The sequence below is a fragment of the Pseudoalteromonas sp. P1-30 genome, assembly GCF_001400005.1.
GTDB lineage: Bacteria > Pseudomonadota > Gammaproteobacteria > Enterobacterales > Alteromonadaceae > Pseudoalteromonas > Pseudoalteromonas atlantica.
Map to the genome: position 1 here is coordinate 1 of NZ_LKBC01000004.1, position 17,740 is coordinate 17,740.

Here is a 17,740-nt window from a genome sequence, read left to right on the forward strand (position 1 = left end):
CGCTTCGCGCTACACCGAGAAAAAGCTCTTCTCATTTACTTCTCTGAACTCTCTTTGGTGAATAAGGCACTTTTGGTTCATTACTAAACTACATTCAACTACCACAGAAAGCACTAAGGTGCTGCACAGAAGAACCTTAATTAAATTAACTCACCCTAAAATTACTTTTGTTTTTCACGCTTATTATTAGAATGGAAAAAACAAAGGCACAAGCGTTATAACCACCGCACTGTATGTAATAGAAATAGGTAAACCAAATTTAATAAAATCTGTTAATTTATAATTGCCGGCGTTATATACCATTAAATTTGTTTGATACCCATAAGGGCTAATAAAGCTACCGCTTGCAGCAAAAGCCACAGCAAGTACAAAGGGCAAATAACTCACGCCAAGGCCCTGTGCAATACTAAACGCGATAGGAAATGTGAGAGCAGCCGCAGCGTTATTAGTAATAACCTCAGTGAGCACTAAAGTGAGTACAAACACCCCTATAAATGCTACATAAACACTTTGGCCTGCAAGCAAGTGCTCTACACCAGAGGCAATAAGGGCAGAAACACCTGTATTATCTAATGCCGTAGCAAGTGTTAATGCGCTCATTACAATTAACCATAGCTCAAGCGGAAAACGACGCTTTATTTCGTTTAACGACAAACATTTACTACCAACAAGTAATGCCAAATAAAATACAAAACACTTAAATAAGCTAATATCAAAAATAAGTGAGCCGCCAATAGTCGCTAAAAAGCCCCATAAAACTATTCGCTCTTTTAGGCCACTTAACATATTTTCGGCTTTTACACCGCTTAATATAAAAAAGTTTTTTGTCAAATTAGTACGCTTGGCAAAGTCTGCTCCAACAGCAAGCACTAAAAAATCACCGCTTTGAATGGTTATTTCGCCTAACTTACCAGAGAGCTTTTCACCCTCTCGCCTTACAGCAACAACGGCAGCATCAAAACGCGCCCTAAACCCAGCTGTTTTGAGTGTTTTTCCTACTATCGCAGCACCTGGTTTTATAACCACCTCGGTAAGGTTGTCGCGTAATAAACCATCTTGCTCGGCAAATAAAGTCAGGCCTTCAAATTGTTGTAATATTAGTACCTTAGTTACATCGCCCGAAAAAATAAGCTTATCGCCTTCACGGATCATTTGGCTAGGCGCCACAGGCGATATAAGCCGGTTGTCACGGACTATTTCAACTAAAAAAAGTGACTCTAAATTACGCAAACCATTTTGTTCTACCGTTTTACCTATTAGTGGTGAATTTTCAGTTACTTTGGCATCTACAAAATAATCACTAATTACGGTGTTGTTATTTAATGTGCCTTTTAATCTATTAATTGTTAAAGCCATAACAATAAAGCAGACAATAACAGCAGCTAAACCAATGGGTAAAAAGTCAAAAAATGCAAAGCCAGCTTCGCCTCGCTCAATCAGCATAGAGTTAACAATTAAATTAGTAGAAGTACCAATAAGGGTGAGTGTACCGCCCAAAATAGCAGCGTACGAAAGCGGGAGTAACAATTTAGTAGCAGGAATAAGTTTATTATTTTTAACAGGGCTTATAAGAGTGGCAACTACGGCGGTATTGTTTAAAAAGCCAGATGCAATAACAGTGGCAAACAAGGTTTTTAAATACGATTTAAATACTGAACCATTAAATAAAATAGTGGCAATTTTACGTAAAAGGCTTGTTCGTTCAAATGCGAATGCGCACACAACCAAAAGCAATAATGTTATTAATCCTGGGTTAACCGCATTATTTAATAACTGCTCTGTAGAGACAAGTGAAAGCGCAAAACAAGTAAGACTGGCTGCAGCAAATACGCGCTCTGGCACTTTTTGAAACTTAATCAAACCTACAATGGTTGTAATAAATATAACCACTATCAACCATTGCTCTAAAACCACTTATTCTTCCTTAAATTCGCCCGCTAATAAGCCGCAGCCCTTAGCCCGCAACTCTTAGCCCGCTGCTAGTAACTCTCAGTTTTTCTTAAATTTTCTGCCAAAACTTTAGTGTATTAAAACCTAAGCGTTTTTTTACAAAGTACACTGCAAGTAAGTTTTGTAAGCTAATAAAAAAGGCGGTAGCAGCCGCTGCTCCTATTACGCCATATAAACTTGTAAATAGTGGTACGCTCACTAATACGCCACAACCGCTTATTATCGTTACTAACCGCATATCACGCTCATTACCTGTCATTTGCAATAAAAACCCGACAGACCCTGTAATCACGTTTACGGCTTGCCCTAACACTAATATTTGTAAAATAACCGCGCCTTGCTTAAATTGCTCACCAAATAAGCCCATTAAAAACTCAGGTAACAACAACATAAACAATACAATAGGCATGGCGCTTAAAACTAATAAGCGTACGCTAAACAATGCCGTTTTTCGTATGCCTTCCATGTCGTTTTTAGCTTTAAAAGCAGCAAATTTAGGCGCAACCACTAAATTTATAGCCATTAAGATAAAACTAGTAAGCAGCGCTATGCGCTGTGCAACACTAAAAAAAGCAACTTGCTCAGCCACTAAATACACACCAATAATAATAGGCGCGCTCCACTGTACTGCTTGGCTCATTAAAATAATAATCCAATTCGGGCGAGCACTTTGCCAGAATTCACGTGAACTAACAGTGTTACCAGCAGTGTTTAAGTTTTTTACAGCAAACCAATAAAAAAAGCTTGCCGATAAACTTAAGCTTAAACTCAAGTAAAGCAAAGCAAGACTCGCCGTGTTGATATTAAGGACTATAACTGCAGCACCGCACAGAAAAAAATGTGCAATATTTTGACACGGAATACTAGCCACTAGTTTTTGCCTAGCTTGCAAACTCATCGCCACTATAAACACAACACTAAGTCCAACGATCGCAGGGGCGATATACTTAAGGCTCTGTGTCATCAAAGGTTTATTAAAAAGTACATCAGCTATAAATGGGGCAGCTAAATAAAGTATCATCGCTATGGCTACAGCAAATGGTAAACTATATCTTAAAGCGAAAAGCAAAATACTTTTTACTGTCAACCCATTGTTTGCACTTGCCCCAGTAAAACGCAGCACAGTATTATCAAACCCAAGCCTAGCAACTGCCGACAACAACATAGCAACTGCAAAGCTTAAAAAAAAGTAACCTGCTTGCTCGGCCCCTAATTGCCTTGCAATAATTAAGTTAAATATAAATGCCATACCTGCACCAAAAACGCGTATAGCGAGCGCAATAGCGGCATTTATTGCCGTGTGGCGGTGTTCGACATCACTTAATATAGCTTTTATTTTGCTAAACATTTATTTCTCATTTTCCGTAGCCCGTAGCCCGTAGCCCGTAGCCCGTAGCCAAAGCATTAATACGCATTTTTATTTATAAAGCCTTTAAAAATAGTTAAAAACACTATTTTTAAATCTAAAGCAAGTGACCAATTTTGAATATATTCAAGGTCAAACTCTATGCGTTTTTCCATTTTATCAAGGGTGTCGGTTTCACCCCGCCAACCATTTATTTGTGCCCAGCCAGTAATGCCGGGTTTTACCTTATGACGTAGCATGTAGCCGTCAACTAAGCTACGATACTGCTCGTTATGTGCAACTGCATGGGGACGAGGGCCTACAATCGACATTTGCCCTTGTAGTACATTTAAAAACTGTGGCAGTTCATCAAGGCTCGTTTTACGAATAAATTGCCCTATGGGTGTAAAGCGCTTATCGTTTTTCGTGGCTTGGGTAACTTTAGCGCCGTCTTCCATTACGTTCATTGAGCGGAACTTCCACACCTTAATTGGCTTACCATCAATACCGTAGCGGTTTTGTTTAAAAAACACCGGCCCTTTTGATGTAAATTTAACAGCTATTGCTAGCCCTATTAACACAGGGGAAATCAAAGTAAGTATCAAAATAGAAAGTATTACATCCTCTATGCGCTTAACTATAGCGTTACTGCCATCTATAGGGGAGTCGTAAATACTGATAGTGGGTATACCCATGATGATATCACTACGTGAATGCAATAATTGGTAAGTAAATACATCGGGCACTATATAAACACTGGCGGTACTGTCGGATAACTGTTTAACTAGCCACTTTCTACGTTCATAAGCCTGTGGGGGTAACACTATATAAACACGATCTATTCCACCGTTTTTACAGTCATCAACCAGTTGCTCTAGGTTACCTAATGTTTGCGCTGCAACCACCTTTTGGCTAGGGAGTTCATCATCATAATAACCACTAAAAACTAAGCCGAAGCTTGAGTGTTCAATAATATTATTAGCTAACTTTTGCCCTAATACCCCTGCCCCCACAACTACCACATTTCGGGTATTGTAACCTTGCGCGCGTAAAAGCCTGAGCATAAAACGTAAAAACATACGATACAAACTCAACAGCAAAGTAGCTAATACAAACCAAGTTAATTGTAACCCTTCGGGGGTTAAGTATTCGGGCGCTATAAAATTAACACTTAAAAACAAAATTGCTGCGCTAATAAACCAATGAGAAATCGTTTTTTTAAGTTCTTTATAAAGCGATAAACCGCGCCACGATATATATAGCTTGTCGAGCTCACTAGTAAAGTGGAACAAAAAAACGGCTAATAATGCAGCTGTTGTATGCTGCAATAACCAAGCTACATTATGAGCATTAGTACTAACCCACAACGTACCGACAATTATTACTATATCGAGAACTCTTTGAATAAACGCAACAATAGTTGCGTTACTTTGCAAAATTCCTTTATGCATTTGCATATCATCTCAATTATTGTTGTTATAAAGGCAATTTAAGAATAACTGAATAAACTTAGATTACCATAACTTATTAACCTTTAAGTGACTGCAGCAAGCTAGTGCTTAGTTACATACTTTAAAGTATTTACTACAAGCTTTTCTGCTAATTGCTCACTAGTGCTTTCAGCGTAACAACGTAACTCTGGTGCATTGCCTGAGGGCCTGAGGTGAACAATATCACCACAGTTTAAGGCAATGCGCAAACCATCTATTGTATTTACTGAATAGGCCTCTTCATAACCTAAGTAACTTAAAAAATAAGCCGCGTCGTTTTTTAACTCATTCATCAGTACCATACTATTTTCTTTAGAAAAATTCTTTAGCCTATCACTCGCTGTATAGCAAGAGGGTAATTCATGAGTAAGCTCAGATATTGCCTGTTGTTGCATAAACAAAACAAGCGCAGGTAATAAAGCATCGCGAGTCGGCAATGCTGTTAAAACTGTATCATTGAGCTGTATATCCTTTCCAAGTAAATACCCCCCATTCGCTTCAAACCCTGCTACGTTTTGATATGAACGATTCAAATCAGAAAACTCCGCAATTACATAAGGAGAGCCAATTTTGGTGCGCGCAACATGTTTAAAGTACCCAGACTTCTCTATAGCTGTATTACAACTAACAGGCACTGCTAACGCATCTATGCCGAGTAATTGACTACATAATAAACCCAGAATATCCCCACGCAGCCACTCACCATTCTCATCTGCCACCAACGGACGGTCGCCATCACCATCTGTTGAAAATATCGCATCAAAACCATGCGCTTTTGACCACTCACGGGCTTTTTGCTTATCCTCATCCGACACGGCTTCGGTGTCTATAGGCACAAAGGTATCGCTTCTTTCTAAGCTCGTTACTTCTGCCCCTAGACTTTCAAATAATGATTTATATATATCACGCCCCGCGCTTGAGTGTTCGTATATACCTATCTTTTTACCCGCAAGCGCATCGGCACTAAATAGCGCTGCATAACGGCTTATATAGGCCTGCTCTGCTGCATTACTCACAGTTAGCACTGATGACTCACTTAGCGGCATAAAAGGCGCATCATTATGTAAAATAGCTCGCTCATCGTCTTTCGTTATTTCACCATCCGGACGATAAAACTTTAAGCCGTTACGGTCAAAGGGAATATGACTGCCTGTAATCATTATACATGGCATACAATCTTGCATTGCTTTATAAGCTAGCGCGGGAGTGGGTATAACGCCATAATAAACTGTGTCAATATTAAGCTGTTTTAACCCTTGCGCGCAGGCTTGCGCCATAGCGTAGCTACTGGGACGATTATCTATCGCAAGTGCAACAGTGTTAAAACTAAACTCATTATCAATTGATTTTACAAACGCTATAGCAAATGCAGCACATACATCAGGAGTAAAATCCTCAACTAAACCTCGCGCACCACTAGTACCAAAAACAATACCACATTGCGAGATCACCTTTGAGCTAATTAACTTTTTATTCATTATATTTCCAAGTGGAGTCGCAGTTACCGTTTACCATCGAGAACTGTGAGTCGCTGGGTGATGGACAGAAGAGAAGTTTGGATTAACTACTAACCTTGACTTCCCTGTGCCTCGGTGGTGGAAAAATTAGTAAGCTGAACTCTTATATTTTATATTGCTGATTACTTTACCCGACCATATCGGTCTTCAAAACGCACAATGTCGTCTTCACCAAGGTAAGAGCCTGACTGTACTTCAATTAATTCTAAATCAACCTTGCCTGGGTTTTCTAGAGCATGTACTGCTGTGATAGGAATGTAGACTGACTCGTTCTCTGTTACATATTGCTCTGTATCATCAATTTGTACTTTTGCTGTACCCGATACCACAATCCAATGCTCTGCACGGTGGTGGTGCATTTGTACTGATAACTTAGCACCTGGTTTTACGGTAATACGTTTTACTTGAAAACGCTCACCATAATCGACAGAGTCATACTTACCCCATGGGCGGTAGACCTCTCTGTGTAATTTAGCCTCTGAACGCTGCTCATCTTTTAATTGTTGCACTATTGCTTTTACATGCTGCGACTTATCTTTATGCGCAACAAGCACGGCATCTTTTGTATTAACAATTACTAAATTTTCTACGCCTACAGTAGCAACAAGCTTATCTTCGCTAAATGCTAAGGTGTTTTTTGTATCAGCAGCTTTTACATCACCTTTAAACACATTGCCATTTTCATCTTGGGTTGATACTTCCCAAAGGGCAGCAAAGCCACCAACATCACTCCAACCTGCGTCCATAGGCACAACAACTGCGTCTTTTGTGTGTTCCATTACTGCATAATCAATCGACTCATCAGGGCATGCCTCAAACGCGGCTTTATCTACACGTACAAAATCCATATCATCACTTTGCACTTGCATCGCTTTTTCACACGCAGTATATATATCTGGACGAAATGCATTTAACTCCTCTAGATACCGACTTGCTTTAAATAAAAACATACCACTATTCCAGTAGTAATCTCCGCTTTCTACATACTCCTTGGCTGTATCTAAATTTGGCTTTTCGACAAAACTATCAACAACATAGCCATGCTCTATCGCTTTACCACGTTTAATATAGCCATAGCCTGTTTCCGGCTTATTACCCACAATGCCAAAGGTCACTAACTTACCTTGCTCGGCAAGCGATGACGCTTGATAAACACTTTGCTGAAATGCACTCGTATCATTGATAACATGATCTGCGGCAAGTACAAGTAACAATGGATCTTCACCATTTTCTAATGCTTTAAAAGCTGACAGTGCAATGGCTGGGGCAGTATTACGTCCGACGGGCTCTAAAAATATACCACTGTGCTCAACCCCTAGTTGACGCACCTGCTCCGCAGCGATAAACCGGTGCTCTTCATTACAAATTAACATAACAGGTGAATGAACTAACCCATCTAAGCGATTTAACGTGCTTTGCAACATGGTATACTCACCGCTTAGTGTTAAAAATTGCTTAGGATAATTACCGCGCGAAAGCGGCCATAGACGTGTGCCTGAGCCACCCGCCATTATTACTGGTAAAATCACGATGTTCCTTATTAAAAATTACTTTTATAGCCCCAGCTTTTCACTTTAAATAATGAAACTGAAACTAACATAAAAAAAACAAAACATACTGATTGAGGAGCATCTAAATCTTCGAAAATAAGAATAGGCAAATTAGTTAAAATTAAAGCCATACCATCAAATCCTCCTTTTCTCATATTTAAAATAAAATAGAACAAAATATAAATAAAAAAGGTAAGGACTATTAAAAATCCAATTATACCTGTTCTGACAAAGACACCTAAAAAAGTATTATGAGACCCTAGAGGTATATCCCAACCGTCAAGCCTGGGTTTCACGCCAACTCCCAAAATAGGATTTGCATTCACAACCTCCCAAAAACTTACTTTATAAAGCAGAAAACGTAAGTCTGTACTTCCTTGCCTTGCATTCAAAGTAGAATCCAAGGCACCCGTCGCAATAAATAACATTATCAAAAGCAAAAACAAGCTAATACTAAAAAAGATAAATATATTACCCTTACTAGATAAGATAAAAGGCTTGACTAACTGTAAGATATAAAAAACCATTAAGGCTAACAATACTATTCTTGAAGCCGTCATAAAAACTACAATTAACGCGATGACCGAGAAAAGAACAAACACTGAAAGACTTGATTTTCTATCAAACATATATAAACAGCAAACAGCTAAAAATGTAATCCATGCAGCGGCTGTGGGATAAATACCAAAACCACTATACCGGACTGTACTCTCCCCGTTGATCCAGTCACCCACGTAAAATTTTAAAGCTGTAGAATCTAATATTAAAGGCGGTAGTTTTTCCGGAAGTAAAACACCTAGTGCACTGTGCAAGCTACCGCCTGCAGTACCAGTTAAGAACAAAGATGAAAAGCAAACAAAGAAAGTTGTAAGTATAAAAAACTTCGCCCCTTTGGCTAACTGCTTTGTATCCAATCTTTCTATATTCGTTTTACTTTTGAAAAAAGCTAAGATAGTAAAGGCTATAATCCAATATGACCAATTGTACAAACTGCTAATATAACGCTGGACTTCATAATCCAATGTAAAAAAAGAGACACCTAAAGAGAACAAATATGCCAAACAAAAAAAGAATACGATTACCGCAGGAATACTTAGCCTTTTTATAACTGAAACATTTGTTAGCAATATATAAAACACTATCAAATGAAAATAGAAAAAACTAACACCCAGCAGCCACACTGGCAATAAGTAAAAATATATTTTTGAAAAGTGATTATGGATATTCATTATTTACCTGTAACCAACCTTCAATAATTTGTCGGCAAGCTTTTGATAATATCTCTTTGGTAAAAATATTTGTAACGCAACCTCTATTGAGTGTTTAAATGAATAACAACCGAACATTAAAGCTCTAAAGAAGTAGTATATTGCTGTAAACTTACTTGTTCCATTTTGGCGAAACAGTGCTTTAGCGCAATGCCAACCTAAATCAGAGTAATAGGCTTTTTTTGGAATACTTTCTTTAATACTGTTAAGCCATAAAATCCTGTTTTTAGGATGAGGAGTTGATGATATTCTTATAGGATCATAAACATCATCCCAGATAACAGAGTAACTATCTTGCATAATAAAATGATAACCCAAATTATACGCCCTAATCGCGAAGTCAGTATCCTGACCAGCCTTTAAACTTGGATCAAAAGTAATTTGCGAAAATACGTTTTTACTTAAAAGTAACGTGCTTGTTTGAACAAAACCTTTGTTACAAAGGAGGTACTCAGCCATATTTTCGTTTTCTAAAATAGCTCTTTTGGGCTTAATAAAACCAACCTCTTCGGAACGTTTAGCATAGACTTGAGAATAAACAATTTTATTAGGGTTACTTTGTAATAGTTTGACGCCATTTTCTATATGAGTAGGCAAATACTCGTCATCAGAATCCAAAAAAGCTAGATATTTCCCACTTGCTAGTTTTGCACCAAAATTTCTTGCAATATTAGCACCTTCATTTAATTTCTTATGAAATAAAATATTTTTATTACTTAGTTTTTCAATTACTAACTCTGGAAAATCAGATGAACCATCATCGACTATTATTATCTCTATATTACTGTAAGTTTGTTTGTTAATTGATTCAATAGTACGTTCTATCTTATTAGCTCTATTATAAAGGGGTATAACTATACTTACTAATTTATTATCGTTCATCACTCAAACCTATTATGTTAACCCTGAAACTCTTTATAAAAAAACCATAAACTAGCTTAAAAGCATTAATGAAGTAGCCAATAAAATAGCGTTTTACTGTATGTGGCTCTTTATACATTCTATAAAAAGCTCTAAGTTTAAGCCTCTCGATCCATAATGGGTAATAATCATTTTTGCTATTACTTTCTTGCCTTATAAAGCCACCCGCAGTAAAACCAACACCATCAAAGCCGTGGCCACGCAGTTCAATTAAAAAACCCTCTTGAACACCTGCCCCCATACTTGCAACGACCACGTTAATGTCATTATGTATAATTTCGTTGATGACAGTGGTACGGTCTGTATTCATAAAATAGCCATCACAATACCCGATGATAACTAAATTTGGGTACCGTCCTTTTATTTTTTTCACAAACAGCTCTATCTCGATTACTGAAGCACCAACAAAGTAGAGTGACAAGTTATTACTTTCAGCATAACTGAATATTGGATCAGCTACAGAAGTAAAATCAAAACTAAAACGACCAATTCTTTTAAAGTTTAAAAAACTTAATAACCCTGCTAAAAGCATACCATCACAAAAATAAGTCATATTCTGTTCTTTTTTATCTGCAAGCACTTCACCTACCGAAGCTAAGTTTAAAAAAGAATAGTCCCCACCTTTTTCCATTACACTTTTTAATTCAAAATTTTTAACAATGCTTATTCGCTTCATACTATTTTAAATACTTAGTTAAGATATTAATAATTTTCTCATCTCTAAAATGAGAGCTTATACTTTGGTCAAATGGGCTTGTATAATACATCATAATGTCATTAATTTCAGACCATGAATTAATACAAAAAAAAGAGTTACTATTTTTAATACCTATTTCTTCAAATAAACTAGTAGAACGTGTAATAACTTTTGTTTCGAGAGTAAATGCATGGATAATTGATCCGGAAATAATTGAAGTATTACCAGGATTAGTTACTAATACAGCCTGTGAGCTTCGTATTTTTTCATTCAACTTTTCAGTTGGAATGAAATCATTCAAAACATTAACATTGAGCAAATTCCTTCTGTTTATTATTGATTGACACTCATCATAATAAGCTTCATCAAATTTACCCCAAAGGGAAACTTTAATATCTGGTGATATAACCGAAAGCAGCTCGACAATCTCTTTATATTTTTGCATCCGCCCAAAAACTAAGAGGCCATCTTTACTTATAATTTCCTCTGAGATAGGTTGCTGTCGAGTATATAAAGGATGTGGTAAGTAGACTAATTTATTATTTTTAGAATAGCTTTTTCCATGACAAAAGGTGACATCAGATAACAAGCTTATAATTTTAATCGAAAGTTTATTTATTTTAATAGAATATGCGCTATTCAGGTTATGACTAACTATATTATGCTTTACGTAAAAGACCCTGTAACCTAAAACTTTTACTAAAATCATAAACACAAAGATCAAAAACAAACCTAAAAGCCCATGGTTTCTTGATTGATTTTCAAACCAATTTAAAAAAATATAATTGTTCTGATAAGCGTTTCTAAATAGCTTAAATAGTGAAAACTCTTCTGATTTAATACCAATCTTGTTAAATATATTTTTAAACAACTCTATATATTCATTTTCTTGAGTTTCAAACGGAATAACAAATATCATGTAAAACACCTAAATTAGTAAATCATCGCTAATAGCTTAATATACTCTTCATTCAACTCTTTATATTTCTGCATAAATAGCTGTTCTGATAAGAAGCCTTTAACCTCTCCCTGGTTATTTCGCAGCCCTACTTCATTGAAGTTATTGTGTTTCCATGTTTCACTTTCGTCAATTATATCTTTTAAATCTATCTTCCTAGTAACAATTGGCTTAGTTAAAAATTGGCACAAACCATCTAAAACATGCTCTTTATGTGCAACAAAATAATCGTAATCAACAAAAAAATGATTTTTTTTATTAATATATTTTTTATGAATATTGATGTCAAATGCATACCTTTCTATTAATTCATCAATATTACGACCACCGTTCCAGTGCTCGGGCTTTTCATTACTGGCTTTATAAAATGACCGTAAATTTTCGAATGGCTTTCGTACTATATGAATAAACATCGCATTTTCATCTACACTTTTTATTTGTTCAATAAAATGCAAATGCATTGGTGTTTTTTCTATAAAAAGATTTTTACCTCTAGCTTTTTTTACTTCCTCAAGAAGCTCAAAAAAAACTCTTTGAGCTCCTTGACTAGTTAGCAGCTTACTTCGTGATAGTTCAATATTTAGTTTTAAATTTTTATTTAATAGATTTATAAATTCATTTACATACGACTTTTTACTATAAAAAAGGGGCTTAAAGGGGTTTTTTGTTTTCATTTTAGAAAAAAAATGGGATTCTGGGATAGATAAAGAATCAAAGCCCTTATAGACCTCCTGTTGAAGCAGCGTAGTTCCGCTTCTAGGTGTACCTACAATAAATATATTCACGTTATAACTTCTCACAGTTCCATTCTGGGTAATACTCACAAATATATTTATTAAGAGCCACTTCAGCTTCTGTATATGTCCGAGCTACGGGCTGCGGGCTGTGGGCTTCGAGCATCGTATTTGTAATCATACCAGCGCCTACAGTTACATTAGTTAGGCGGTCTATAATAATAAACGAGCCCGTGCCTACCACGTTTTTATACGTGTCGATCACTACTGGGCTTGCGGTTTCTATATTACAGTTTGCAATCTCGTTTAATTGCAGCTCGCTGGCTTGTAGTTCATTTAAGGTATTTACATCAATACGGTGGTTTATTGCACTTATAGTGCCAAAGGTGTTTTTGGTGCCAATTTTAAGCTCGTATTCTTTACCTGGCTGCATTGGTGCATCGGCCATCCATACTACATTGGCAGCAAAGTTTGTAGTGCTGGTAGGCTGTTGCAACTCATCGCTAGTAGTACGAGTAATTACATCACCACGGCTTATGTCTATTTCATCCGCAAGCGTAAGTGTAATTGCTTGGCCTGCAAACGCCATAGGTAGGTCGCCATCGGCTGTTACTATACGTGCTACGCTTGATGTTTTACCCGATGGGTAAGCCGTTACCTTGTCGCCAACATTAATAACACCACTGGCTATAGTGCCGCAAAAACCACGGAAATCTAAATTAGGGCGGTTTACGTACTGCACAGGTAAACGAAAGGTATCTAGGTTTTTATCGTCACTAATGGTTACTGTGTCTAGCAGTTGCATAAGTGTTGCACCTGGGTACCAATCTAAATTACTGCCTTTATCAACCACGTTGTCGCCTTTTAGCGCCGAAATAGGCACAAAGCGAATATCGGGTATGTCTAACTGCTCTGCAAAGGCTTTGTAGTCGGCTTTAATTTGGCGGTAAACGTCTTGGCTGTAATCAACTAAGTCCATTTTATTAATCGCTACAATCACGTGCTTAAGGCCAAGTAAAGATGCAATATAGCTATGACGCTTAGTTTGCGTTTGTACTCCCTTGCGCGCATCAATCATCACAATAGCCAGGTCGCAGTTAGATGCGCCGGTTGCCATGTTACGCGTGTATTGCTCATGCCCTGGGCAGTCAGCTATTATAAACTTGCGTTTTTCGGTTGCAAAGTAGCGGTACGCTACATCAATGGTAATACCCTGTTCACGCTCTGATTGAAGGCCATCAACTAATAGTGCTAAGTCGAACTCTTCATCGGTGGTGTTAAACTTTTTAGAGTCGCTTTTTATAGCCGCCATGTGATCTTCAAAAATTAATTTTGAGTCGTGTAATAAGCGCCCAATCAGTGTTGATTTACCGTCATCTACGTTACCGCAGGTTAAAAAACGCAGTAAGTCTTTATTTTCGTGCTGTTTTAAGTAACCTTCAATATCGTTTTCTAAAAGGTTAGTTTGTGTTTGTTCGGTCATGATAATCCTATTTAGCTTTAAGCTGTAAGCGACGAGCTACTGGCTACGAGCTACGTGCTTAAATTTATTTATGTTGCGAGCTAAGAGCTACGAGCAACTTTTAATTGTTCTAATTAGACTACCTAGCATTTTTCCAATTAATTCACATTCATTAATAATTGATAAGCTATCTTCTTTTGAAATATAAGCTATTTCAGTTGCAATCATTAACTGTGTTTTTAATTCGCCTAAAGAGCCCTTTGCTATAATTAAAAAACGAGCCTTTTCTTTATCAGACTCCCTTTCAAAGCCTTCTGCTATATTACTAGGAACAGAAACGCTGGCTCTACACATCTGATCTTTTAGGCCAAAGTCTTTTAGCTGCTCAAATGGTTTATAAATTTTATACTTAGGCGAAAACTGCGCTGCCAAACCTCTAAATTTTCGTATCTCATAAGCATCCTTGTTTATTACTTTTGGCTACTTACTGAGAGCTAATAGTTGAATATTTAAGCTCGCAGCACTTAGCTAGAGGCTCGAAGCGCTGGGCGCTTAGAAGTACCCTTCCATTTTCTTTTTCTCCATTGAGCCAGATGAATCGTGATCAATTACACGGCCTTGGCGCTCAGAGGTTTTGGTTAGCAGCATTTCTTGGATAATTTCGGGTAGTGTTGTGGCCGTTGACTCAACCGCACCGGTTAACGGGTAACAGCCTAGCGTTCTAAAGCGTACCATTTTTTGCATCGGTACTTCGCCATCGGCTAGTGGCATACGCTCGTCATCAACCATTATTAATGTGCCGTCGCGCTCTACTACTGGGCGTTCTGCTGCTAGGTATAGTGGTACAATGTCGATATTTTCTAGGTAAATGTACTGCCAAATGTCAAGTTCGGTCCAGTTACTTAACGGGAATACACGAATGCTTTCGCCTTTTTCTACTTTGCCGTTAAACGTGTTCCACAGCTCTGGGCGTTGGTTTTTTGGGTCCCAGCGGTGGTTTTTATCGCGAAATGAATAAACACGCTCTTTTGCGCGTGACTTTTCTTCATCGCGGCGCGCGCCGCCAAAGGCTGCGTCAAACTTGTATTTGTTAAGCGCTTGCTTTAGGCCTTGGGTTTTCATTATATCGGTGTGTTTTGCACTACCATGGGTAAATGGCCCTACGCCTGCGTCAATCCCTTCTTGGTTTTTATGTACAATTAAGTCAAAACCCAGCTTTTTAGCCATTTGGTCTCTAAACTCAATCATTTCTTTAAACTTCCATGTGGTATCTACATGCATTAAAGGAAATGGAGGTTTTGCCGGAAAAAACGCTTTCATTGTTAAGTGCAACATTACTGCTGAATCTTTACCTACTGAGTAAAGCATTACTGGGTTGTCGAACTCAGCCGCTACTTCACGAATTATGTGAATAGACTCCGCCTCTAATTGCTTAAGATGGGTCATCCTAGCTTGTGAGATTTCCATTTTTTTCTCCAGGGTATTAAGTTTTAAGCTGTAAGTTTTGAGCTACAGGACTCAAGCGTCGAGGTGTAGGCCTCGGGCTACGAGCCTCGTAGCCCGTAGCCCGTAGCCCGTAGCCCGTAGCCCGTAGCGTAGCCAATAATTATCTATTTATCTGATTTATATTCGTAATTGTAGTAGCCATAATAGCCGTAGGCATTACTGGCTTTTTTTACTACACCGTTAAATACAACGCCTTTTACATCTATTCCGTTTTGCTCAAATCGGTTTCGTGTTAGCTCTATTTCACGAAGGTGGTTTTGCCCAAATCGTGTAACCAATAATGTAGTGCCACTGTGCGCACTTACTATTGCGGGGTCGGTTACCGCTAATATAGGAGGTGTATCTATAATTATTAGGTCGTATTCGGCGCTTATCTCTTCTATAAACTGGCTAAAGTTACTGTGCATTAGCAGCTCTGATGGGTTAGGTGGTATTTGCCCACGGGTTACTACACTTAACCCCTCAACTTTTGTTGGTTTAGTTACTTGCGCTAAATTTAAGCGGCCAGATAGGTAATCACTTAAGCCATTATCCCACTTAAGGCCAAACTGTGTTTGCAAATACCCTTTGCGCATGTCGGCATCAACTATAAGTACTTTTTTACCGCTTTGTGCAAGTACAGTAGCCAAATTTACCGATATAAATGATTTACCCACACTTGGGCTTGGGCCCGATATAGCAATAATGTTGTTTTTGGCTTCCATCATCGCAAAATGCAAGCTGGTACGTAAGCTGCGTAGCGCCTCTATAGATAAATCGGCGGGATTATCTAACGCCAATATACTCTTAGGTTTGTTCACTTTATTTTTACGGGCACGCTCAGCAAAACCACTTAATTTATTTTGATAGTCTGAGTAAGGGACACTTGCATAAACAGGTAGGCCTAGCGCTTCAATTTCATTTGGATCTTCTACCCCACGGTGCATGGCTTTTTGTATTAACACAATGGCGACCGCTAAAAACCCGCCTAATAATGTTGCAACTACAGCTATTAGAGCTTTTTTAGGTTTAACTGGCTCGGTAGTGTCTACCGCTGCTACATCTACCACGCGTACATTACCTACTGTACCCGCACGGACTATATCTAGTTCTTGCGTTTTACTAAGGAGTAGCATGTAAATTTCATTACCTACTTCTACATCACGCTTTAGGCGTAATAGCTCTTGTTGTGTTTCTGGTAAATTCCCCACCTCACCAACTAATTGCTCTTTTTGACGATCAACCTCTTTGATTTGTTCAATAATACCTTGGTAAGTTGGGTGATTTTTTTTGAACTTGCGACTCAGCTCCAAACGGTTAAGCTCAAGCTCTTGAAGCTTTGTTTCTAGCTTTACAACTTGCTCAAGTACTCCTTGTGTCTCTAAAGAGATATTTATAGATTGCCGCTGTTTTTGGTAGTCATTAAAGCGTTGCTCTGATTGCTCTAGCTGCTTTTTAACCTCAGGTAATTGTATCTCTAAAAAGTCGAGCGACTTTTTAGCTTCTGCGCTATTACGCTCTACATTACGGCGAACATAAATTTGCGATACTTTGTTAAGCACTTTTTCTGCATGTGCTGAACTTTTGTGCTCGTACGCTAGGGTAATTATGCCTGAGTCTTTGCCTTTTTCGCTTGCCGATATTTCCTGCTGAAGCTCAACTACGGTGCGGTAACGGTTATTTTTTACAAGTGTAAAGGTAGTGCCTGGGCGAGCATTTAAACTGCGTATTGTTAAATTATAAAAGCCACTTTGCTCATCTTGTCCAACAGTGCCGGTTAGCACTGTTTCACCGTCGGGGTTAATAAGCTTATAGTGGTTATTTTTTTCAGTAACTAGTTCAAACGTTTTGCCTTCAAGTGCTTTTGGCACATCGAATCTAAATACATTTATGCTTTCGCCGCCCCATGCATAGCTACTAGCTCCTAATAACGGGCTAGCTAACTCGTTAGGTTGCTCTGCTACAAAACCACGGTAAACTTTACCCCCAATAACAGGAAATAATTTAGGCTCTGCAATTATATTTAGCTTTAGTGTATCTACCGCTTCGCCAATTACGCTGCGCGATTTAAGTAGCTCTATTTCGGTTACGGCTTCGCTTGAGCTTTCAAACATTCCGGCCATGTCGTCTAGGCCTGGTACTGAGGGGCTGCTCTCTTCTACCTGTATTAGTGCTGTTGCTTTGTATATAGGCGTGCTTAATATGGCCACAGCAACACCAACAATTGCAAACACTGCGGTAAATAAAATAATAAAATATTTACGGTCGAGTAGCGTGCCAAATAAGGCAAGAAGATCTATTTCTTGTTCGGGAGATTTATTTTGGTCATTGGTTGGTGCTGTAGTCTTAGGGGTCATTTACTG

At 38.1% G+C, this 17,740-nt stretch carries 13 protein-coding genes and 1 pseudogene; all 14 read right to left on the minus strand.

Annotated elements, in window-relative coordinates; all coding sequences use genetic code 11:
- Positions 1-186: 186 nt before the first annotated feature.
- The 14 genes and pseudogenes from AN395_RS09525 to AN395_RS09590 all read right to left on the minus strand — a co-directional run bounded on the left by AN395_RS09525 (position 187) and on the right by AN395_RS09590 (position 17,734).
- Entirely contained in the window at positions 187-1,914 is a 1,728-nt protein-coding gene (locus tag AN395_RS09525; protein ID WP_054982846.1) for an SLC13 family permease, read from the minus strand.
- Between the two features lie 85 nt (positions 1,915-1,999).
- Positions 2,000-3,298: an oligosaccharide flippase family protein gene (locus AN395_RS09530; protein WP_054982847.1), complete on the minus strand. Its 1,299-nt coding sequence runs from the start codon at positions 3,296-3,298 to the stop codon at positions 2,000-2,002.
- A gap of 56 nt (positions 3,299-3,354) precedes the next feature.
- A complete protein-coding gene (locus AN395_RS09535; RefSeq protein ID WP_235576565.1) occupies positions 3,355-4,746 on the minus strand; it encodes an undecaprenyl-phosphate glucose phosphotransferase in 1,392 nt (463 codons plus the stop codon).
- Positions 4,747-4,847: 101 nt separating this feature from the next.
- Positions 4,848-6,263 carry a phosphomannomutase gene (locus AN395_RS09540; RefSeq protein ID WP_054982849.1) on the minus strand — a complete coding sequence of 472 codons (1,416 nt, stop codon included), beginning with the start codon at positions 6,261-6,263 and terminating at the stop codon, positions 4,848-4,850.
- A 161-nt stretch (positions 6,264-6,424) separates the two neighbouring features.
- Positions 6,425-7,831 (minus strand): mannose-1-phosphate guanylyltransferase/mannose-6-phosphate isomerase, encoded by a 1,407-nt coding sequence (locus AN395_RS09545; RefSeq protein ID WP_054982850.1) that lies wholly within the window; start codon positions 7,829-7,831, stop codon positions 6,425-6,427.
- Positions 7,832-7,842: 11 nt separating this feature from the next.
- Positions 7,843-9,081, minus strand: a complete 1,239-nt coding sequence (locus AN395_RS09550) for an O-antigen ligase (protein WP_054982851.1) — start codon at positions 9,079-9,081, stop codon at positions 7,843-7,845.
- Between the two features lie 3 nt (positions 9,082-9,084).
- A complete protein-coding gene (locus AN395_RS09555; protein ID WP_054982852.1) occupies positions 9,085-10,002 on the minus strand; it encodes a glycosyltransferase family 2 protein in 918 nt (305 codons plus the stop codon).
- A complete protein-coding gene (locus tag AN395_RS09560) occupies positions 9,992-10,717 on the minus strand; it encodes a WecB/TagA/CpsF family glycosyltransferase (protein WP_054982853.1) in 726 nt (241 codons plus the stop codon). Before AN395_RS09560 ends, AN395_RS09555 begins: the two co-directional genes overlap by 11 nt.
- A 1-nt stretch (position 10,718) precedes the next feature.
- Positions 10,719-11,657: a glycosyltransferase gene (locus AN395_RS09565; protein ID WP_054982854.1), complete on the minus strand. Its 939-nt coding sequence runs from the start codon at positions 11,655-11,657 to the stop codon at positions 10,719-10,721.
- 14 nt (positions 11,658-11,671) lie between these two features.
- A complete protein-coding gene (locus tag AN395_RS09570; protein ID WP_157683949.1) occupies positions 11,672-12,481 on the minus strand; it encodes a sulfotransferase in 810 nt (269 codons plus the stop codon).
- A 1-nt stretch (position 12,482) separates the two neighbouring features.
- On the minus strand, positions 12,483-13,913 hold the full coding sequence (gene cysN, locus AN395_RS09575) for a sulfate adenylyltransferase subunit CysN (RefSeq protein ID WP_054982856.1): 1,431 nt from the start codon (positions 13,911-13,913) through the stop codon (positions 12,483-12,485).
- A gap of 87 nt (positions 13,914-14,000) precedes the next feature.
- A pseudogene (locus AN395_RS09580) lies at positions 14,001-14,347 on the minus strand (four helix bundle protein).
- 97 nt (positions 14,348-14,444) lie between these two features.
- Complete coding sequence (cysD, locus tag AN395_RS09585; RefSeq protein ID WP_268796016.1) at positions 14,445-15,371, minus strand: sulfate adenylyltransferase subunit CysD; 927 nt, start codon at positions 15,369-15,371, stop codon at positions 14,445-14,447.
- Between the two features lie 131 nt (positions 15,372-15,502).
- Complete coding sequence (locus AN395_RS09590) at positions 15,503-17,734, minus strand: polysaccharide biosynthesis tyrosine autokinase (RefSeq protein WP_054982858.1); 2,232 nt, start codon at positions 17,732-17,734, stop codon at positions 15,503-15,505.
- Positions 17,735-17,740 lie beyond the last annotated feature (6 nt).

Bases quoted from the DNA above. Each gene is read 5' to 3' on its own strand.
- AN395_RS09530 (WP_054982847.1), bottom strand. From the start codon at position 3,298: ATGTTTAGCAAAATAAAAGCTATATTAAGTGATGTCGAACACCGCCAC.
- AN395_RS09535 (WP_235576565.1), bottom strand. From the start codon at position 4,746: ATGCATAAAGGAATTTTGCAAAGTAACGCAACTATTGTTGCGTTTATT.
- AN395_RS09540 (WP_054982849.1), bottom strand. From the start codon at position 6,263: ATGAATAAAAAGTTAATTAGCTCAAAGGTGATCTCGCAATGTGGTATT.
- AN395_RS09550 (WP_054982851.1), bottom strand. From the start codon at position 9,081: ATGAATATCCATAATCACTTTTCAAAAATATATTTTTACTTATTGCCA.
- AN395_RS09555 (WP_054982852.1), bottom strand. From the start codon at position 10,002: ATGAACGATAATAAATTAGTAAGTATAGTTATACCCCTTTATAATAGA.
- AN395_RS09560 (WP_054982853.1), bottom strand. From the start codon at position 10,717: ATGAAGCGAATAAGCATTGTTAAAAATTTTGAATTAAAAAGTGTAATG.
- AN395_RS09565 (WP_054982854.1), bottom strand. From the start codon at position 11,657: ATGATATTTGTTATTCCGTTTGAAACTCAAGAAAATGAATATATAGAG.
- cysN (WP_054982856.1), bottom strand. From the start codon at position 13,913: ATGACCGAACAAACACAAACTAACCTTTTAGAAAACGATATTGAAGGT.
- AN395_RS09590 (WP_054982858.1), bottom strand. From the start codon at position 17,734: ATGACCCCTAAGACTACAGCACCAACCAATGACCAAAATAAATCTCCC.